Raw genomic sequence first — 20,314 nt, 5'->3', positions numbered from 1 at the left:
GGAGGATTAATCTATTGATTATACGACAAATATAACAAAGCAACCCAAATTCCCCGAAATTCAAGACCTGCTTTCAGCTAAATCCCCCGAGGTTTAGAGCAACTCAATGCTTATGCTCCCCCAGCACCCTGTGTGGCAACGTCCCGTGTCCCAACAACTCTATCGGGCAGTTGAAGTTCCGCTCCAGCCACTCTCCGCTGATGCCGGTGTCGGGGTGGTAGTCCAGCGTCTCGTTGACGCAGGCGATGGACTTGACCTGCTGCAACACCGTGCCGATGTCGTGGCTGACAAGGATGATGGCGCACTCCCGGTTGATGTCGGCAAGCAGTTCGTAGAGGCGGGCTTCAAAGTGACGGTCAAGGTAAGTGCCCGGTTCGTCGAGAACTACTACTTGCGGGTCGGAGATGATGGCGCGTCCCAGCAGGGCACGCTGCAACTGCCCGCCGCTCAGGGCACCGATGGCACGCTGCTCCAGTCCGTCCAGTCCCATGCGGGCAATCACCTGGCGGGCTTTCTCGCGATGCTGTGCGGTGAACCGCGAGATGAGCGGCTTCTTGCCGCTAAGTCCCGAAAGGACAACCTCTTCTACGGTGATGGGAAACTTGCGGTCGATGCTGCTGTATTGGGGCAGATAACCCATTCTCAATGAAGAGGCCTCTCCTCTGACCCCTCCCCCGCAGGGAGGGGAACAATGATAGACTATCTCTCCGGAAGTGGGTTTCAACAGGCCTAAGATGCACTTGATGAGGGTGGTCTTGCCACCGCCGTTGGGACCGATGACGCCCAGGAAGTCCCGTTCGTAAACGGTCAGGTTGACATCGCGCAGCACGGTGCGGCCGTCATAGCCCGCGCAGAGGTTCTTTACGGAGATAATAGCTGCTCCAACCTCTCCAGCCTCTCCCCCGTAGGGAGGGGAGGAAGGATGGTTACTCCTTGTGTCGGTCTGGTTGGTATTTGTCTTTTCAGTATTCATTCTTGTTTTTGTCCTTTAAGCCTCTCCCCCTGCCCCGCCCCCGTAGGGAGGGGAGATGAGTTACTTTTGTTATCTACTATATCCATTAAGCATTTCTATCTTTGCCCCCCCCTCCCTACGGGTGAGGAGAGGCTGGAGAGGCTACCGGCCACCTTCATCATCTCCTCCTCCCAATCGTAGGCGAGGGGGTTGATGCCCACCACCTGTGCTCCCGTCTGCCGGGCGATGAGTTCGGCGTTGCGGCGGTCGAACTCAGGTTGCACGAAGACGATGCGCACCTTCTCCTGCTTGCAGGCGTTTATCAGCTCCTTCAGGTGGGCGGGCGAAGGCTCTTTCCCGTCGGCTTCGATGGAAATCTGGTGCAGTCCGTAGTCGCGGGCAAAGTAGGAAAGCGCGGGATGGTAAATCATGAAGGCACGGTCGGCATCGGGTGCGGAAAGCTTCTGACGGATAAGGCTGTCCGTGCGGGCGATGCGGACGCTGAGTTGCTTGAAGCGGGCGATGTAGTCCATCTTTCCTGCTTCATCCATCTTTATCAGGGCGTGGAGGATGTTGCGGGCGATGATTTGGGCGTTGGCGGCGGAGTTCCAGATGTGGGGCTCCACAGTAGCCTCTCCCCCCCTGCCCCCTCCCCCATAGGGAGGGGGAGCAAGGGTAGATTCTTCATCGGCTGAGGAGTGGTCTGTAACTTCCCCCCTCCCTACGGGGGAGGGGTCGGGGGAGAGGCTGGAAAGGCTGGAGGGGCTGTGGTGGTGATGATGATGGTGGTGATGTCCACCTATCAGCTCCACCCCTTCGGACAGGTTGTAGAATTGCAGATGCGGGGCGTTCTCCGCCAGCTTCTCCGCCCACGTCTGCTCGAAGCCGATGTAGCCGATGCGGAAATAGGCTTTGCTGTGGACAAGGTCGATGAGTTGCTGTGGCGTGGGGTCGTAGGTTTCCGGACTCGCGCCTTTGGGCACCATGCTGACTACGCTGAACCGGTCGCCGGCAATGGCTTCGGTGAAGTAGCGCAGGGGTTCGATGGTGACGGTGATGACGGGTTTGCCATCCTCTTTGTCCGGTTGCCGCCCTTGCTGGCACGCGACGAGCAAGATGGTCATCAGGAGTAAAAAACAACTCTTTTTCATTGTTTCATTCAGTTCGTTTTTAAGTACTATATTGTTGCGTTTGACAGACACTTGCGTTCAGCGCGACAGACACAAGTGTTCAGCATGACAGACACAAGTGTTTGAGACGACAGACACAAGTGTCTGTCAAACGATTATTTCATGTCTGATAATCAGAAGGTTGCAAATCCATAGCGAAACGTTTCCATCACTCAGCGCTCATTCTTTCCTCCCCCTGAGTATCTCCCTTTTCCCTCCGGGCGGTCCGGGCAGGCGTTCCACCCGGAAGCCGATTGCCTGAAGCATCCGGCGCACCACGCCTTTGGCGCAGTAGGTGGTCAGTATGCCTTCGGCACTCATGGCTGCGTAGATGCTACGGAAAACTTCTTCTTTCCACAGCTCCGGTTGCTTTTCGGGAGCGAAGGCATCGAAATAAACCACATCGAAGGGCGACCGGTTTATGCTTAACAAACGGTCGCCGCCGATTGTTCCGACATCGGTCTGCACTTTCCGCAGGGTGAAGTGCGGCGTAATCTCCACATCCGCTTCCCACGGGGCTTGATGCAGCGCCTCGAACAACGGATGGTTGCTGTACTGCAGCGCGTCCACTTCCTCCCACGCCAGCGGATAAAGCTCGATGGTGGTGTAGTGTACGTGCCGCCGCTCCTCTTCGGCAGCCTCCAGCGTGAGCAACGCGTTCAGTCCGGTACCGAAACCTATTTCGAGGACGTGCGGGAAACCGGCGGTGGAGGCTTTCAGCCCCATGTCGATAAAGATGTGCTGCGACTCGGTGCGCGCGCCCTTCACCGAATGATAATGCTCGTTCAGTTCGGGCACGTAGAGCGTGGCGCTTCCGTCTTCGGTCTTCTCTATGATTCGATTCATGTCACTTTCAGAGTTAAGTCAACGCAGCGGCGGCTTGCAGCAGCAACCACACCAGAACCATGTAGCGCAACAGCTTCCCCACGACCATCGAAAGGGCCGTCAGCAACAAATTGCTGCGCATGAATCCCAATGCTATCACCATGACGCCGCCCACCACGGGAACAAAGGAGAAGAATGCCATCAACGCCCCTTTGCCTTGCAGGAAACGTTGCATCCGCTCTATCCTCGCCCGCTTCACGTGCAGGTACTTTTCAATCCAATCCATACGGCCCAGCCGTCCCATGTAGTAGCAGGTCATGCCGCCTATCGTATTGCCCACGGTGGCTATTGCCACGCAGAGCGTGGGACTCAGCCCCAAACCGATGAGTGCCGCCATCACCACCTCCGAACTGAAGGGCAGGATGCTGCCCGCCAGAACGGAAGAGAAGAACATACCCACATACCCCCACTCGATGAGCAGCTGTATCAGTGTATCTATAAAAGTGTCCATACGTTGAAGCCGAATAAAAGAAACAGCCCGACAAAGGCGCAGATGAAGAACAGGTTGAAGCCCCGGCTTTGGGTCAGCACAAACAGGTGTCCCGCCAGAATGCTGACGCTGATGAGCAGCATCGGAAGCAGTTGGACACCTTGCGCAGGTTGCAGACCGATATAGACAAAAAAGCAGAAGCCCAGCAGGATGAGATATTGCAGGTAGCTCCGGGTCTGTATCTTGTCCTCATAGCCCGCCACCAGGCAGTGCATCGAACTTACCATGAACAGCACCAGAAGATAGCCCATCGTAACCGATTCCCACAGACTGAAATCGAACCGGACGGAATCGAAGGATGCCAACTCCCTGAAAGGCTGGAAGAACAACTCCATCTCTCCATAGTAACAGGCGTGCCCCAACAGGAACCAGTAGGGCACGCTCCAGCCCACCAGCGATGCGAAAAAACTGCGAAGGTGAAGCGACTGGAACTGATAAGCTCCGAGCCAGAAGACGGGAACCAGCAGCGTGAGCTGCGGATAGAGCAGGCTGCCCAGCCCGATACAAGCAAACGCATGGAACAGGTTGCCTTCGGGACGCTCCTGCTGATAGCTGTCGAACAGGAAAAAAAGTGCCGCGAGGAACGCCGCCGATGCCAAATCACCCGCATAGAGCGTATGCAGGGAGGGACAGACAGCTGCCAGCAGGAAATAGACCGAAGTCTGCACCGACGCACGCATCCGGATAATGGCGAACCGGTTGTTGAGCAATATCAGGAAATAACCGATGAGCGCATACAGGATAAAAGTGAAAAGGCGGTTGCCCCAAACCGGTATGCAATTGTCGCTGAACGCTTGCCACAGGGGATAGTCATCCGGTTGCACCGCTATGGCAGGCAACAAGATGCTTGCCAATATCCAGCAGGATGCTGAAATCAAGAAAGCGATGGGAAGCGTGAAACGTCCCGTCGTTATCCAGTTCTGAAATCGTTTGGTTCTCATAAAGCCTCTCCCCCCAACCCCTCCCCCGTAGGGAGGGGAGGTTGGTTACTTCTGTTTTTCTATTTCTATATTATATTTATAATCTATCTTTATTCCCCTCCCTACGGGGGAGGGGTTAGGGGAGAGGCTTTTAGAGGTCGAATCCGATGTCTCTACGGAAATACTTCTTCTCGAACTCTATCATCTCAGCCACCTTATAGCTCTTGGCAAGCGCCTCTTCCTTTGTCTCACCGTAGGAACAGACGGCAATGACGCGGCCACCGGCAGTGACGGTCTGTCCCTCCTTGGTGGCGGTTCCGGCATGGAACAGGATGCTGTCTGTTTCGGCAGCCTTTTCGAAGCCGGTCATCACCTTGCCCTTTTCGTAAGCCTCGGGATAGCCGCCGCTCACCAACATGACGCAGGCTGCCGTGCGTGGGTCAAGCTCCAGGGTACGCTGGTCAAGGTCGCCTTTTGCCACACCTTCCAACAGGTCCACCAAGTCGCTCTTGATGCGGAGCATGACGCTTTCGGTCTCGGGGTCGCCCATGCGGACATTATACTCGATGACCATCGGTTCGCCCTTCACGTTGATAAGTCCCAGGAAGATAAAACCTTGATAGCCGATGCCCTCTTCCTGCAATCCGTTTACGGTAGGCTCGATGATGCGTGTGCGTACCTTCTCCATGAAGGCCTCGTCGGCAAAGGGCACGGGAGTGACGCTACCCATACCGCCGGTGTTGAGGCCCTTGTCGCCTTCGCCGATGCGCTTGTAGTCCTTGGCTACGGGAAGCACCTTGTAGTGGCGGCCGTCTGTCATGACGAACACCGAACACTCGATGCCACTGAGGAACTCTTCGATGACTACCGTGGCACTGGCATCGCCGAACATGCCGCCCAGCATCTCCTTCAGTTCCTTCTGCGCCTCTTCCAGGGTGGGCAGAATCAGTACACCCTTGCCGGCACAGAGGCCGTCGGCTTTCAGCACGTAGGGGGCTTCGAGGGTAGCGAGGAAGTCGAGTCCTTCCTGCAAGTTGGCAGCGGTGATACTCTTGTAGCGTGCCGTGGGGATGTGGTGGCGCATCATGAAGCCCTTGGCAAACTCCTTGCTGCCTTCCAGCGTGGCACCCTTGGCGGTGGGGCCGATGATGTCGATGTGGCTGGTAGTGGGGTCTTCCTTGAAACTGTCGTAGATGCCGTGCACCAACGGGTCTTCGGGACCTACCACAATCATGTCGATGCCTTTCTCCAGGGCAAACGCCTTGAGGGCAGGAAAGTCGGTGGCTTTCAGGTTCACGTTCTCGCCTACTGCGCCTGTGCCGGCGTTGCCGGGGGCGATATATAGTTTCTCTACTTTCGGACTTTGGGCAATCTTCCATGCCAAAGCGTGTTCGCGGCCGCCTGAGCCTAATAGTAATATCTTCATATTGTTTGAGGTTTTGATTGTTGCTTTTTGTTTTGAAACACAGAGACACAGAGGTTTGTATTTAGAAACCTAAGATTCTGAAAAATAATCTCTGTGTCTTCGTGTCTCTGTGTTTAGAAATTATAGATAATCCTCGAAGTATCTCGTTATCTTCTCATGCAGATGCACGCGGTCGCGTCCGGCAACGTTGTGCTTGTGCGTGGGATAGATAAAGAGGTCGGGATAGGTACGGGCATCGATGCACGCCTTCATGAACGAAAGGGTATGCTGAGGCACGCAGGTATCATCGTGGTCATCGTGAATGATGAGCAGATGGCCTTTCAGGTTTCCGGCAAGGTTCTTCAGGTTGGTTGCCTTGTAGCCTTCGGGGTTAGTCTGTGGGGTGTCCATGTAGCGTTCGCCATACATCACTTCGTAGTAGCTCCAGTCGATGACGGGGCCGCCGGCAACGCCCACCTTGAAGATTTCGGGGTAGCGCAGCATCAGTGCCGTGGTCATGTGGCCGCCGAAGCTCCAGCCGTGTACACCGATGCGGTTGCCGTCCACGTAGGACAGGCTTTTCAGGAATTCCACACCTTTCACCTGGTCCTTGCCCTCTTCGATACCCAGCTGGCGGAAAGTGGCGTTCTCAAACTCCAGTCCGCGGTTGCTGCTGCCGCGACCATCAACGGTGAACATGATGTAACCCTTGTTCGCCATGTAGAGGTCCCAGCCACGGGCGGCGTTCATAAAGCCGTTCGTAACTAATTGCGCGTGCGGACCGCCATATACATAAACAATGGCAGGGTACTTCTTCGCCGGGTCGAAGTCGGCCGGCTTCACGATGCGGTAGTAGAGGTCGGTCTTGCCGTCGGCAGCCTTGAGGGTACCGGTTTCGATGCTCGGCATGGCGAACTCCTTATAGGGGTTTTCGGCGTTGAACAACGTTACCGACTTTGTCTTCTTAGGATTGGTGGAGCGCAGGGTGATAACACGCGGACGGTCAGAGTAAGATGCTCTGTCGATGAGGTACATCCCCATGAGTCCGGAGAGTTGTGCCGAGTGTACGCCTTCTGCATCGCCTATCCGCTGGCGTTCGCCGTTCTTCAGGCTGACGGCGTAGAGGTTACTTTGCAGGGGCGAATCTTCCGTGCTCAGGATGATGACTTGTTGCGTCAGTTGGTTGAAGCCGACGATTTCCTTCACTATCCAGTCGCCCTGGGTCAGCTGCACGCCTTCGGCAGAGAACTTCTTCAAGTCGTAGAGGTAGAGGTGGTTGTAGCCGTCGCGCTGGCTCTGGTAGATGAACTTGTTGCTGTCCCACGGCAAGAAGAGGATGGGGTTCTGCGGCTCCACATACTTGGCATGACGCTCTTCGAGGAGCACTTGTTGCAGTTCGCCTGTCTCGGCATCGTATTGGCAGAGCTTGGCGTGGTTCTGGTCACGGTTCAGTTCGATGAGGAAGAGGCTCTTGCTGTCCGGTGCCCAACTGATGTTGGTGAAGTAGCGGTCGGTGGGGTCGCCGGTGTTCAGGTAGAGGGTCTTCTGTGTGGCAGGGTTGTAGATGCCCACCTGTACCTTGTGGCTGGTCATGCCTGCCATGGGGTAGCGGACAGGGTTCAATTCACCTATGCGTGCGGTGATGTCCACTAACGGGTACTCTGTCACCATGCTCTCGTCCATGCGGTAGAAGGCAAGCAGTTCGCCCTTCGGGCTCCAAAAGGTGCCTTTGTAGATGCCGAACTCGTTGCGGTGCACGCTCTGTCCGCAGACGATGCCTGTGGGTTCGTCGGTCACTTGCTGTGTCTGTCCGTCGGCGGTCAGCACGTAGAGGTTATTGCCTTGGGTGTAGGCGAGGTGGCGCGATACTTCGTTCCAATCCTCGTTGGCGGCTCCTTGGGGACGGGGCTGACTCCAGACAATCGCTTTCTTTTCCCATTGGTTCAGAGGCTGGCTTTTACTTGTTTTCTCCACCAATACGCGATGCTTGCCTGTGTTAAAGAGCAGCAAGGGTTGGGCGATGTTGACTTTTGCCACACCTATATTATAGTATTTGCCTAAATTGACTACCTGTGTGTTGTAAAAATGACGCAGTTTGCCCAGTCCCTTTTCTTCCAGCAGGCGGTTGATTTCTTCGAGGGTGCACACGGTTATCTCTTTGCCGGATCTTGCAAGCGTTTCGCTCGTTCCTTTGATGCTGTCTATGCCCAGTTCCAGACAGAGTTGGTCGCCATACCATTGGTACCACTTGTTTTCGGCATAACGGTAGGTTTCGCCTCCGGGAATGAGGTCTTCCATTGTCGGCTTTTTCAATTCTTGTGCCATGACGTTTGTTGTAAATAGAGCAGGCACTGCCATCAGCAGTGCAAGGAGGCTCTTACTGATTCTCTTCATATAGATGTTTTTTTAGGGTTGTCTATTTTCTCCTTTTTCTTCCGCTTCCCGTCTCTTTCTCTCCGGATAGGATTCTCCCGAACGGAAACGGCGCTCGCCTTTGAACTCTCTGCGTCCGCCATTCATCGGCCGACGTTCACCGCTGAATTCTCTGCGCTCTCTCGGCTTGAACTCGCGTCTTTCACTTTCTTTGAAGTCGCGCCTTTCACGCGGGCGGAACTCTCTCTTTTCTCCTTCTTTGAATTCTTTGCGTTCACCGTTGAATCTTGGACGGAACTCTTTGCGTTCACCTTTGAACTCTCTGCGTGGCTCGCCGCTTGTTTCCTTGCTCAGCTCCTCGCCCTCGGCGCGGAACTCCTTATACTTGCCATCGAAGATTTCGTATTGGCGGAACTCGCACTCCAGCGCGCCGTTGAAGAGAGGAACCTTCTGCGTGGCTTTCAGCCCGATTTGGTCGAAGCACTCGTCACGATAGGAGAGCACCCACGCCGTGTTGCCCGTGAAAGCATGCTTCAGGCGTTCGCCAATCATGGAGTAGAGTCCCAGCAGGTCGTTGGTGGAGATGCGTTCGCCGTAAGGCGGGTTGGTGATGATGATGGATTTCTCCGCCGGCTGCTCGAACTGCTGGAATGGTTGCAGTTTCAGCAACACGTCCTTGCTGACACCGGCTGCCTTGACGTTGTGCGTGGCTATCTCGTTCGCCTTCAGGTTGTTGTCGTAGCCGTATATCTTATGAGTGAATTCGCGTTCCTGACTGTCATCGTTGTAGATGGTGTCGAACAGCTCCTGGTCGAAGTCCACCCACTTCTCGAAGGCAAACTCCTTGCGGAACACACCCGGGGCGATGTTGCGGGCAATCAGGGCGGCTTCGATGGGGATGGTGCCTGAACCGCACATGGGGTCTATCAGGTCGCATTCGCCACGCCATCCGGTCATCAGTATCATGCCGGCGGCAAGTACTTCGTTCAGCGGAGCCTCTACAGCCTCTTGGCGGTAGCCGCGGCGATGGAGTGACTCACCGCTGGAGTCGAGCGAGAGGGTACACCGGGTTTCGGCGATATGGATGTTCAGCAGCACGTCGGGTTTGTTGACGCGCACACCGGGACGCTTGCCGGTCTTCTCGCGGAAGTAGTCCACGATGGCATCTTTCACCTTGTAGGAGACGAACTTGGAATGACGGAACTCCTCGCTGAACACCACCGCGTCCACGGCGAAGGTCTTGTTCGTGCCCAGGTAGTCTTCCCACCGGATCTCCTTGATTGCTTCATAGACCTCGTCGGCATTCTTTGCCGTGAAGTGCTTGATGGGTTTCAGAATGCGGATAGCGGTGCGCAGGCAGAAGTTAGCTTTGTACAGCATCTCCTTGTCTCCGGTAAAGGAGACCATGCGGCGGCCTATCTCAATATCATTGGCACCCAATGCGGTCAGTTCCTGCGCCAACACTTCTTCCAGTCCTTGGAAGGTCTTGGCTATCATTTCAAAAGATTGTTCGCTCATCTCTTATTTAATTTATGATTTTAGAATTTCAGATTTTTAGATTTATGATTTCAGATTTATGATTTATTCATCCCGTATGGTATAAATCATAAATCTAAGCTCCTCTCATTTCTTCGCTTTTGTCTGCACGATTCTTGCTCCTGCAGGGACATCTTCCGTCACCCAGATGTTGCCTCCCACGGTAGCTCCTTGCCCGATGGTGATGCGTCCTAAAATGGTGGCGTTGGAATAGACTATCACGTCATCGCCTAAGATGGGGTGGCGGGGAATGCCTTTGATGGGCTTTCCGTCTTCGTCCAGCGGAAAACTCTTGGCACCGAGGGTCACACCCTGATACAGCTTCACGTTGTTTCCGATGATGCAGGTCTCGCCGATGACCACACCTGTGCCGTGGTCGATGGTGAAGTGGCTGCCAATCTCCGCTCCGGGGTGGATGTCGATGCCCGTCTCGCTGTGCGCCATTTCGGTGATGATGCGGGGGATGAGGGGCACGCCCAGCCGGAGCAGCTCATGGGCGATGCGGTAGTTGCTGATGGCGCGGATGGCGGGATAGCAACTGATGACCTCGCCGAAGGAGCGGGCTGCGGGATCGCCGTTGTAGGCAGCCTCCACATCCGTGGCAAGCGTCCGCCTCAGGGCGGGCAGGCTGCTGATGAACCGGGCCGCCAGTTGTGCCGCCTCTTCCCGCTGCCGTTCGGTACAACCGCCGCATTCGCCGTTGCCCGCAAAGCAAAGACCGGCAAGTATCTGCTCGGTCAGCAAGCCGAACAGACGTTCCACGTTGACGCCGATGTGATAGGCTACCGTCCGGCTGTTGACCGTAGAATTTCCGAAATATCCAGGGAAGATGATGGCACGCGCCCGCTCGATGATGTCACGCAACGCTTCCGCCGAAGGCAGCGGATTGCCGTCCGTATGCTGGTGGAACAGTCCTTTGTATGATTCGCTTTCCGATAGCTCATCGACTGCCTGTGTCAGGATGTGGGTAAAGTTGAGTGGACTCATTTATGATATCCTTATGTGTTTAAAAGCGGCAACAAAGGTAATGAAAATCCGTTAAATATCCTATCACATCCCTTCATTTATAGTTCGCTCGGCCTCAGCCCGAACGAACGGCAGCTCATCCGCTCCACTTTTACCTCCCATATCTTGACATTGCGCAGGGCGGGTTCGGCGAAGCGGCATTCGTTGTCGGTATATTGTTTCATCAGCAGTTCGAGGACTAGCCGCTTCTCTTCCATTTCCTCGACGAAGCGCACCTTGCCGCGGCAGATGACGCTGCGCGACTTCATGCTGTAGCTGCAAGCCACCTGGCGGTGCATATAGACCAGTTCGTGTCCTTCGCAGAAGGTGATGCACACTTGCGGGTGCCGCCGCACCATCTCCAGTTTGCTGCCTTCGGGACCGGAATGCAGGTATATCACTCCGTCCCGGTAGGCAAAGTTCATGGGAAGAACGTAAGGATTGCCCTCCGTATCGGTGATGCCCACCATGCAGTAGGAGCACTTGAGGATGATTCTTCTGATTTCTTCGGGGTCTGTAAGGGTGATTGTCTTCATTGGATATTTGTTTTTAGTTGACGAAAGGACAAGGGGACGAGTTGACAAGGGGACAAGGGAACTCCTCGTCAACTTGTTCCCTCGTCCCCTCGTCAACTATAAAGAATCATACCAACGCGAAGTCCAGCTGTTTCTTCTCCAGGTTGGCGCGTGCCACCTTGACGGTGATGGTATCTCCCAGGCTGTAGGTGCGGTTCTTGCGGCGGCCGCGCAGGCAATAGTTCTTCTCGTCAAACTCGTAGTAGTCGTCGTCGAGTTCGCGGATGGGGATCAGGCCTTCGCACTTGTTCTCGTTCAGCTCCACGTAAAGCCCCCATTCGGTGACACCGGAGATGACACCGTCGAAGGTCTGTCCCAGACGTTCGGTCATGAACTCCACCTGCTTGTATTTGATGGAGGCACGCTCGGCATTGGCGGCTATCTGCTCCATGCTGCTGCTGTGCTCGCACAGTGCCTCGTACTTCTGTTCGGTGACGCTGCGGCCGCCTTCGTCCAGGTATTTGGTGAGCAGGCGGTGCACCATCATGTCGGGATAGCGGCGGATGGGCGAGGTGAAGTGCGTGTAGTAGTCGAACGCCAGGCCGTAGTGGCCCACGTTGTGCACCGAGTAGCGCGCCTTCTGCATGGCACGGATGGAGACGGTCTCTATCAGGTTCTCTTCCTTCTTGCCCTGTATGTCGTCCAGCAAGTGGTTGATGGATTTGGAGATGTCGGTTTTGGTGCCGCTGGTGCGCAGCTTGTAGCCGAAGCGGGCGATGAACTGTGCCAGGTTGTCCAGCTTTTCCGGGTCGGGGAGGTCGTGGATGCGGTAGGGCAGCACTTTCGCCTTTTTCCCTTTGGGCACGCGGCCTATCTTCTCCGCCACGGTGCGGTTGGCGAGCAACATGAACTCCTCTATCAGCTTGTTGGCGTCTTTCGACTCCTTGAAGTAAACGCGGACGGGCTTTCCCTGCTCGTCGATTTCGAACTTCACCTCGTAGCGGTCGAAGTTGATGGCTCCCGCCTTGAAGCGTGCCTCACGCAGCTGTTTGGCGAGCTTGTCCAGTTGCAGCACCTCTTCCTTGAAGTCGCCCTTTCCGGTTTCGATAACCTCCTGCGCCTCTTCGTAGGTGAAGCGGCGGTCGCTCTTGATGACGGTGTGCACCACGCGCGAGCTCTTCACCTCGCCCTTCTCCGTCATTTCGAAGATGACGGAATAGGCCAGCTTCTCTTCGTCGGGACGGAGCGAGCAGAGGAGGTTGCACAGGCGTTCGGGCAGCATCGGGATGGTGCGGTCCACCAGATAGATGGAGGTGGCGCGCTTTTCGGCCTCCTTGTCGATGACACCGCCCTCCTTCACGTAGTAGGTGACGTCGGCAATGTGCACGCCCACCTCCCACAGGCCCTCTTTCAGCCGTCGGATGGAGAGGGCGTCGTCAAAGTCTTTGGCATCCTTCGGGTCGATGGTGAAGGTGGTGACGCTGCGGAAGTCCTCGCGCCGGGCGATTTCCGCGGCAGGAATCTCATCGGGTATCCGGTCGGCAGCCTTCTCCACAACGGCGGGATAGACGTAGGGCAGGCCGAATTCGGCCAGGATGGCGTGCATTTCGGTGTTGTTGTCGCCCGCCTGTCCTAAGACGTCTATCACTTGTCCGATGGGATTCTTCGCCTTGTCGGGCCACTCCACCACCTTCACCACGGCCTTGTCGCCCGTCTTTCCGCCCTTCAGTTTCTCTTTGGGGATGAAGATGTCGTTGGCCAGCGTGCGGTTCTCCGTGAGGAGGAAGGCATACGATTTGGTCACTTCCAGCGTGCCCACAAAGGTGTCGTTGGCACGCTCCAGTATCTCGACGACCTCTCCTTCGGCCTCGCGTCCGCGGCGTTTGGCATAGAAGGCGATGCGCACCTTGTCGCCCGCCATCGCGTGGGCCGAATTGCGTTCGGCAATGAATATCGGGTCTCCTCCCCCGTCGGGGATGAAGGAGTTCTTTCCGTTGCTCTTGCGCTGGAAGATGCCCGTCATCTCGATGCCGTGGGTATTCAGCCTGTATTTATACTTGTCCACTTCGGTGATGTAGTCGTCCATCAGCAGTTCGGAGAGGATGTCCATGCAGAGCATCTTCAGCGGATGGGTGGTGAGGCGCAGTTGCTCGAAGATATATTTCAGGGAAATGACTTCGCCTTGCTTCGTGTGGAAAAAGTCGAGCAACACCTTGACGAGTTCTTTCTTCTTCATCCGCTTGCCGGCCTTCTTTTCTTTTTTTTCTTTCTTTTTAGCCATAGATAATTCGAATTAATTTGCCTCATTTTCCATTCAATATACCCCGATTTGACAGACACTTGCGTCTGTCGTCTCAAACACTTGTGTTCAACACGACAAACACTTGTGTCTGTCGCGCTGGAAGCAAGTGTCTGTCAAAGCCTGATAATGAGGGCATTCGATTGTCACCAAAACTTGAGTCGGGAAATGAGTCATCAGTGTCTTATATGAATTCTTTTCTGCAAAGAAAACAAATAATTGGTTTCGGTGGTTCATTCTTCCCACAAAATGTTGCCATCCGGCCGAAAAGAACGACAAAACGACTGCTTGTAATGGATTTATATATTATCTTTGCCGCCATAACTTATTTGGAAAGAGTGACGGGAATGGGGTCTCTGAACAAGATAAAAAGAAAGAGGCTGAAAGAGCCATTCGGAAACGGCACGTCCATAAGCGCATTCATGTAGAACCAACGAAATAGCTATATATGGCGAGAATCTTAATCACCGGAGCAAGCGGATTTATCGGCAGCTTCATCGCAGAAGAGGCGGTGAGACGCGGCATGGAAGTCTGGGCGGGCATACGCGAGACCAGCAGCAAGGAATACCTGCCCAATGGATGTGAGACCTTGGAACTGGACTTCTCGAGTCACGAATGGCTGGACGAAATGCTTCAGTGGCAGAAGACGATATTTGGCAATTTCGACTACATCGTCCATTGTGCCGGTGTGACGAAATGCGCCGACCAGGCCGACTTCGACCGGGTGAACTACCAGCAGTTCAAACTCTTCATCGACACCTTGCGGGAGCTGGACATGGTGCCCCGTCAGTTCATCTTCATCAGCACACTGAGCGTCTTCGGCCCCATCCATGAGGAGGACTACTCCCCCATCCGGGAGAGCGACACCCCGCAGCCCGACACCGCCTACGGACAGAGCAAGCTGAAGGCGGAACACTACTTGCAGAGCCTGACCGACTTCCCGTATGTCATCCTCCGCCCCACGGGTGTTTACGGACCGCGCGAGAAGGATTACTTCCTGATGGCAAAATCTATCCGGCAACACACCGACTTCGCCGTGGGCTTCCGCCGTCAGGACCTCACCTTTGTCTATGTCAAAGACATCGTGCAGGCGGTCTTCCTGGCAATAGAGAAACAGGTGGCGCGCCGCTCCTATTTCCTTTCCGACGGAGAGGTGTACAGCAGCCGCGCCTTCTCCGACCTGATACAGAAGGAGCTGGGCAATCCGTGGGTTATCCACTTCCGATGTCCGTTATTTGTGCTGAAAGTCGTATCTTTGCTCGCCGAACGTTGGGCGAAGCTGCGACACAAGGCAAGCACACTCAACTCGGATAAGTACAAAATAATGAAACAACGCAACTGGCAGTGCGACATCACCCCTACCGTCGATGAGCTGGGCTACCGCCCGTCATACAACCTGGAACGGGGAGTGAAGGAGACCATTGCCTGGTATAAAGAGAAAGAATGGCTATAGACTTATTCAAGCGGGTAGAAACCCGCAAAGGGCTGTTTGCGGTAGAGAAGGTGACGCTGATATACAATCTGCTGACCTCTATCCTGATTCTGTTTCTTTTTCAAGAGATGGACCACCCGGCGCGCATGTTGGCAGACCGGGCACTGATTGCGGGCATGACCTTCTTGCTGATGTATCTCTATCGGCTGGCACCCTGCAAATTCTCCGCCTTTGTGCGCATCGCCATCCACATGTCGCTGCTCTCCTATTGGTATCCCGACACGTTCGAGTTCAACCGCATCTTCCCCAACCTGGACCATGTGTTCGCTTCGGCAGAACAATGGCTCTTCGGCGGACAGCCCGCCATCTGGTTCAGCGAGCGTTTCCCGCAGATGTGGGTCAGCGAGCCGTTCAACATGGGCTACTTCTTCTATTACCCCATGATTTTGGTGGTGGTGGTGTGGTACTTCCTCTACCGCTTCGACCTGTTCGAGAAGGTGTCGTTCGTCATCGTCACCGCCTTCTTCATCTATTACCTTATTTATATATTCGTTCCCGTTGCAGGTCCGCAGTTCTACTTCCCCGCCATCGGCCTCGACAATGTGGCGCAAGGCATCTTCCCCTCCATCGGCGACTACTTCCACCACCATCAGGAGCTGCTTCCCGGTCCGGGCTACGAGCACGGCTTCTTCTACAACCTGGTGGAGAGTTCCCAGCAGGTTGGCGAACGGCCCACCGCCGCCTTCCCCAGCTCGCACGTGGGGATGTCCACCATCCTGATGATTATGGCGGGACGTGGCAGCCGGAAGCTGTTCGCCTGCCTCCTGCCTTTCTATCTGCTGCTGTGCGGTGCCACGGTCTATATCCAGGCACACTATCTGATAGATGTTATCGTAGGTTTCGTTTCGGCTTTCGGCATCTATATGGTGGCCACGTGGATATTCAAGCGGTGGTTTGCACAGCCGATGTTTCGTTAATCCGAAAACGCATCTACAGGACCAGGGCTATTGTGATGAAAACAATAAGCAGCGCGAAATCCAAGGGAAATACAGCATGATAGAAGAGATGGATTACGGCAGAAGCGGCTCTATCTCCTTGAAAATCTTGTAAAGCTCCTCTTTCGTCTCTGCCCGCAGCATCGCGATTCTCGTCTCGCGGAAGTTGGGGATGCCCTTGAAGAGCGGGCTTGCCGCCAGATGACGGCGCACGTGCAGGATGCCGCGACGCTCGTCCAGCAGGTTCACGCTGTCCTCCACTTCCCGGCGAAGCACGTTCAGCCGCCATTCGCTGCTCAGAGGCGGCAACTCCTCGCCTGTCTCCAGATAATGTTTCACTTCCTTGAATATCCACGGGCGTCCGAAGCTGGCACGGCCTATCATGATGCCGTCCACGCCGTAGAGGTCGAAGCACTCGCGGGCGCGTTGAGGCGTGGTGATGTCGCCGTTGCCGATGACGGGGATGCGCATGCGCGGGTTCTTCTTCACCTCACCGATGAGTGTCCAGTCCGCCTCGCCGGTGTACATCTGCGCACGGGTGCGGCCGTGGATGGTGAGGGCGGCGATGCCGCAATCCTGTAGCTGTTCGGCCAGGGTGACGATGATTTTATGGTCGGCATCCCATCCTAAGCGGGTCTTGACGGTGACGGGTATCTTCACGGCATCCACCACAGCGCGGGTTATCTCCAGCATCAGCGGCACGTTCTGCAACATGCCGGCACCGGCGCCCTTGCCTGCCACGCGCTTCACGGGGCAACCGAAGTTCAGGTCCAGTATGTCGGGATGCGCCTGCTCCACGATGCGGGCGGCTTCCACCATGGTTGCCGTGTCCCGTCCGTATATCTGAATTGCCACGGGGCGTTCCGCATCGCTGATGTTCAGTTTCTGTTCGGTCTTGCTGACGGAGCGTATCAGCGCATCGGCCGACACGAATTCGGTATATACCATGTCCGCACCGAACTCTTTGCACATCAGTCGGAAGGCGGGGTCGGTGACATCCTCCATCGGGGCGAGGAGCACGGGGCGTTCGCCCAAGTCTATATTGGCTATCTTCATCCTTAAAAAACTCATTTAGGCTTTGTCGCTGCAAAAGTACGGAAAAAAAGAACGCTCTGCTGCAAAAAAGAGCTACCTTTGTCTCCGAAGTCTCATTCTAAACAAGAAAAGAACAATGAAACTGACTGATTTTGAAATCATGGCTCCCGTCGGCTCGCGCGAGTCGCTGGCGGCAGCCATACAGGCGGGTGCCGACTCCGTCTATTTCGGCATCGAAAACCTGAACATGCGTGCCCGTTCGGCAAACACTTTTACGATAGATGACTTGAAGGAGATTGCCCATACCTGCGACGAACACGGGATGAAGAGCTACCTCACCGTCAACACCATCATCTACGACAACGATATTCCGCTGATGCGCACCATTGTGGACGCGGCAAAGGCGGCAGGCATCTCCGCCGTGATTGCCGCCGACGTGGCGGTAATGAGCTACGCCCGGCAGATAGGACAGGAAGTGCACCTCAGCACACAGCTCAACATCAGCAATGTGGAAGCCCTGCGCTTCTATGCCCAATTTGCCGATGTGGTGGTGCTGGCACGCGAACTCAACTTAGAGCAGGTGGCGGAAATCTATCGGCACATACAAGAAGAGAACATCTGCGGACCCGGCGGAAAGCAGATACGCATCGAGATGTTTTGCCACGGAGCGCTCTGCATGGCCGTGAGCGGCAAGTGCTACCTCTCGCTGCACGAGATGAACAACTCCGCCAACCGGGGTGCCTGCATGCAGGTGTGCCGCCGCAGCTACGTGGTGCGCGACAAGGAGACAGACGTGGAGCTGGAAGTGGACAACCAGTACATCATGTCGCCCAAAGACCTGAAGACCATCCACTTCATGAACAAGATGCTGGATGCCGGCGTGCGGGTGTTCAAGATAGAAGGCCGTGCCCGCGGCCCCGAATATGTGCGCACCGTGGTGGAGTGCTACAAGGAAGCCATCCGCGCCTACCTGAACAACAGCTTCACCGACGAGAAGATTGCCACGTGGGACGAACGCCTGAAGACCGTCTTCAACCGTGGCTTTTGGGACGGCTACTATCTGGGACAGCGTCTTGGCGAATGGACCAGAAACTACGGTTCCGCCGCCACCGAACGCAAGATTTACGTAGGCAAGGGCATCCGCTACTTCGGCAACATCGGCGTGGCGGAATTCTTAGTGGAAGCTGCCGAAATCAGCGTAGGCGACAAGCTGCTGATAACAGGACCGACCACCGGAGCCGAATTCCTCACCCTGGAAGAGGCGCGTGTGGATTTGAAACCCGTGCAGACCGTGAAGAAAGGGGTACACTTCTCCATGAAAGCCCCCAAAATACGCCCGAGCGACAAACTCTATAAACTTGTCACCGTGGAGGAACTGAAAAAGTTCAAAGGTTTGGACGTGGAGAAACAGCGAGGCTGAAATTTAAAATCATAAATCTGAAATCTGAAATGAACTACATTTATGAACTGAAGATGAAGGTCCGCGACTATGAATGCGACCTGCAAGGCATCGTCAATAATGCCAACTACCAGCACTATCTGGAGCATACGCGACACGAATTTCTGCTTGCCACGGGCGTCAGCTTCGCCAAACTCCACGAACAGGGCGTGGACCCGGTGGTGGCACGCATCAGCATGGCGTTCAAGACTCCGTTGCGAAGCGGCGACGAGTTCGTGTCCAAACTCTATATGAAGAAAGAGGGCATCAAGTACGTCTTCTATCAGGACATCTTCCGGGCCGCCGACGGCAAGGTCTGCCTCAAAGGCGTGGTCGAGACCGTCTGCGTGGTCAACGGCCGATTGAGCGACAGCGGACTGTTCGACACCCTATTCGAGCCTTACTTAAACTGCTGATTATGTGCATCTTGAACAGCGCCAAACTTTAAGACTGACAGACACTTGTGTTCAACGTGACAAACACTTGTGTCTGTCGTCTCAAACACTTGTGTCTGTCACGCCAAACACAAGTGTCTGTCAAACGAACTAATATCGATGTAAAAACACCCTCCCTATGAACAACAACGAACTCCTCTGCAGCATAGCCCTCACGCTATGTCCCGGCATCGGGCACATCGTCGCCAGGCGATTGGTGAACAGCGTGGGCAGCGCCGCCGAAGTCTTCCGCCGCCGCGAAGAACTGCCTGAACTACTTTCGGGCATCACACCCACTGTAATGAACGCACTCAACACACCCGCCGCCTTCGCACGCGCCGAACGCGAACTGAAATTCATCGAAAAAAACCACATCTCCTGCCTGACACTGAAAGACGAGGCATACCCCTCGCGCCTGCGCGAATGCGACGACGCCCCCATCGTCCTCTTCTTAAAGGGAAACGCCGACCTCAACCGGCTGCGGGTCATCAACCTGGTAGGTACCCGACACGCCACCGACTATGGCAAACAGTTTTGTGCCGACTTCCTGCACGACCTGGCCGCCATCTATCCCGACACGCTGGTGGTCAGCGGATTGGCATACGGCATCGACATACACGCCCATCGCGCAGCACTGGAAAACCGGCTCTCCACGGTTGCCGTCCTTGCCCACGGGCTGGACCGCATCTATCCGTCCGACCATCGGAAAACAGCCATTGACATGCTGGCCGACGGCGGACTGCTCACCGAATTTCTTTCGGAGACCAATCCCGACAGGTATAATTTCGTCAGCCGCAACCGCATCGTGGCAGGCCTATGCGACGCCACCATCGTGGTAGAATCCGCCGCCAAAGGCGGCTCCCTGATTACCGCCGAACTTGCCGAAGGCTATCACCGCGACTGCTTCGCCGTTCCCGGCCGTACGACGGACATTGCCTCAGTCGGCTGCAACCGCCTGATTCGCAAAAACAAAGCCACCCTTGTACAAAATGCAGAAGAGTTTCTGCAAGCCATGAACTGGACCCCGTCGTCCAGACACTCCAAACCCGAAGGAATCCAACGCACGCTCTTCCCCGAACTGACGGAAGAGGAGGAGCACGTGGTACGCATTCTGGCCCGTTTGGGCGATTTGCACATCAATGCACTGGTAGTGGAAACCAACATTCCCGTAAACCGCATGAGCGTCCTGCTCTTCGAACTGGAGATGAAGGGAGTGGTGAAGGCCATGGTAGGAGGCTGCTACCGGCTGCTGGGCGGAGGATAAGAGCGGCCGTTCCCGGAAGGGCAAAAAAAAAGGAGTACCGCTGTACTCCAACCTTTGTTAACCTTAAATCTAATACTATGAAAAACACATTGCAAAGGTACGGACTTTTGAGAAACTTCCAAATAAAACAAATAAAAAAGCGTGTTTAATAACATGTTTTTGCAAAA

General features: G+C 55.2%; 17 protein-coding genes. 5 read left to right on the top strand and 12 right to left on the bottom strand.

Features of this window, described 5'->3' with window-relative positions; genetic code table 11:
* Positions 1 to 103 precede the first annotated feature (103 nt).
* The 11 genes from K2G43_RS01515 to rnr all read right to left on the bottom strand — a co-directional run bounded on the left by K2G43_RS01515 (position 104) and on the right by rnr (position 13,531).
* Complete coding sequence (locus tag K2G43_RS01515; RefSeq protein WP_300152787.1) at positions 104 to 973, bottom strand: metal ABC transporter ATP-binding protein; 870 nt, start codon at positions 971 to 973, stop codon at positions 104 to 106.
* A 95-nt stretch (positions 974 to 1,068) separates the two neighbouring features.
* Positions 1,069 to 2,103, bottom strand: coding sequence for a zinc ABC transporter substrate-binding protein (locus K2G43_RS01510; RefSeq protein ID WP_300152786.1), 1,035 nt, complete (start codon positions 2,101 to 2,103; stop codon positions 1,069 to 1,071).
* A gap of 198 nt (positions 2,104 to 2,301) precedes the next feature.
* Positions 2,302 to 2,967, bottom strand: a complete 666-nt coding sequence (gene mnmD / locus K2G43_RS01505) for a tRNA (5-methylaminomethyl-2-thiouridine)(34)-methyltransferase MnmD (RefSeq protein ID WP_300152785.1) — start codon at positions 2,965 to 2,967, stop codon at positions 2,302 to 2,304.
* A 13-nt stretch (positions 2,968 to 2,980) separates the two neighbouring features.
* Entirely contained in the window at positions 2,981 to 3,457 is a 477-nt protein-coding gene (locus K2G43_RS01500; protein WP_300152784.1) for a VTT domain-containing protein, read from the bottom strand.
* Positions 3,442 to 4,437: a hypothetical protein gene (locus tag K2G43_RS01495; RefSeq protein WP_300152783.1), complete on the bottom strand. Its 996-nt coding sequence runs from the start codon at positions 4,435 to 4,437 to the stop codon at positions 3,442 to 3,444. Before K2G43_RS01495 ends, K2G43_RS01500 begins: the two co-directional genes overlap by 16 nt.
* A 130-nt stretch (positions 4,438 to 4,567) precedes the next feature.
* Positions 4,568 to 5,842 carry a phosphoribosylamine--glycine ligase gene (gene purD / locus K2G43_RS01490; protein WP_300152782.1) on the bottom strand — a complete coding sequence of 425 codons (1,275 nt, stop codon included), beginning with the start codon at positions 5,840 to 5,842 and terminating at the stop codon, positions 4,568 to 4,570.
* Between the two features lie 120 nt (positions 5,843 to 5,962).
* Positions 5,963 to 8,215 (bottom strand): DPP IV N-terminal domain-containing protein, encoded by a 2,253-nt coding sequence (locus K2G43_RS01485; protein ID WP_300152781.1) that lies wholly within the window; start codon positions 8,213 to 8,215, stop codon positions 5,963 to 5,965.
* Positions 8,216 to 8,227: 12 nt separating this feature from the next.
* Positions 8,228 to 9,712 (bottom strand): THUMP domain-containing protein, encoded by a 1,485-nt coding sequence (locus tag K2G43_RS01480; RefSeq protein ID WP_300152780.1) that lies wholly within the window; start codon positions 9,710 to 9,712, stop codon positions 8,228 to 8,230.
* A 105-nt stretch (positions 9,713 to 9,817) separates the two neighbouring features.
* Complete coding sequence (epsC, locus tag K2G43_RS01475) at positions 9,818 to 10,717, bottom strand: serine O-acetyltransferase EpsC (protein ID WP_297641957.1); 900 nt, start codon at positions 10,715 to 10,717, stop codon at positions 9,818 to 9,820.
* A gap of 77 nt (positions 10,718 to 10,794) precedes the next feature.
* The gene (locus K2G43_RS01470) at positions 10,795 to 11,271 is read right to left on the bottom strand and encodes a pyridoxamine 5'-phosphate oxidase family protein (protein WP_297641958.1); all 477 of its coding nucleotides are present in this window, start codon (positions 11,269 to 11,271) and stop codon (positions 10,795 to 10,797) included.
* 106 nt (positions 11,272 to 11,377) lie between these two features.
* Positions 11,378 to 13,531 carry a ribonuclease R gene (gene rnr, locus K2G43_RS01465; RefSeq protein ID WP_297641959.1) on the bottom strand — a complete coding sequence of 718 codons (2,154 nt, stop codon included), beginning with the start codon at positions 13,529 to 13,531 and terminating at the stop codon, positions 11,378 to 11,380.
* A gap of 466 nt (positions 13,532 to 13,997) precedes the next feature.
* On the opposite strand from rnr, the gene K2G43_RS01460 reads away from it, so the two are divergent.
* Positions 13,998 to 15,002 carry an NAD(P)-dependent oxidoreductase gene (locus tag K2G43_RS01460; RefSeq protein WP_300152779.1) on the top strand — a complete coding sequence of 335 codons (1,005 nt, stop codon included), beginning with the start codon at positions 13,998 to 14,000 and terminating at the stop codon, positions 15,000 to 15,002.
* Positions 14,993 to 15,958 carry a phosphatase PAP2 family protein gene (locus tag K2G43_RS01455; RefSeq protein WP_297641963.1) on the top strand — a complete coding sequence of 322 codons (966 nt, stop codon included), beginning with the start codon at positions 14,993 to 14,995 and terminating at the stop codon, positions 15,956 to 15,958. The genes K2G43_RS01460 and K2G43_RS01455 overlap by 10 nt, the downstream gene beginning before the upstream one ends.
* A 93-nt stretch (positions 15,959 to 16,051) precedes the next feature.
* Here K2G43_RS01455 and dusB read toward each other — a convergent pair whose 3' ends face one another.
* Positions 16,052 to 17,032, bottom strand: a complete 981-nt coding sequence (gene dusB / locus K2G43_RS01450; RefSeq protein WP_297641964.1) for a tRNA dihydrouridine synthase DusB — start codon at positions 17,030 to 17,032, stop codon at positions 16,052 to 16,054.
* Positions 17,033 to 17,147: 115 nt separating this feature from the next.
* On the opposite strand from dusB, the gene K2G43_RS01445 reads away from it, so the two are divergent.
* From K2G43_RS01445 to dprA, 3 genes are all read left to right on the top strand, one after another.
* A complete protein-coding gene (locus K2G43_RS01445; protein ID WP_300152778.1) occupies positions 17,148 to 18,431 on the top strand; it encodes a peptidase U32 family protein in 1,284 nt (427 codons plus the stop codon).
* Positions 18,432 to 18,460: 29 nt separating this feature from the next.
* Positions 18,461 to 18,865, top strand: coding sequence for an acyl-CoA thioesterase (locus tag K2G43_RS01440; RefSeq protein ID WP_297641968.1), 405 nt, complete (start codon positions 18,461 to 18,463; stop codon positions 18,863 to 18,865).
* 157 nt (positions 18,866 to 19,022) lie between these two features.
* On the top strand, positions 19,023 to 20,147 hold the full coding sequence (gene dprA / locus K2G43_RS01435; protein ID WP_300152777.1) for a DNA-processing protein DprA: 1,125 nt from the start codon (positions 19,023 to 19,025) through the stop codon (positions 20,145 to 20,147).
* Positions 20,148 to 20,314: the final 167 nt, after the last annotated feature.

Source organism: Bacteroides sp., from assembly GCF_029057325.1.
GTDB lineage: Bacteria > Bacteroidota > Bacteroidia > Bacteroidales > Bacteroidaceae > Bacteroides.
This window is presented reverse-complemented; position numbering and strand designations above follow the sequence as displayed.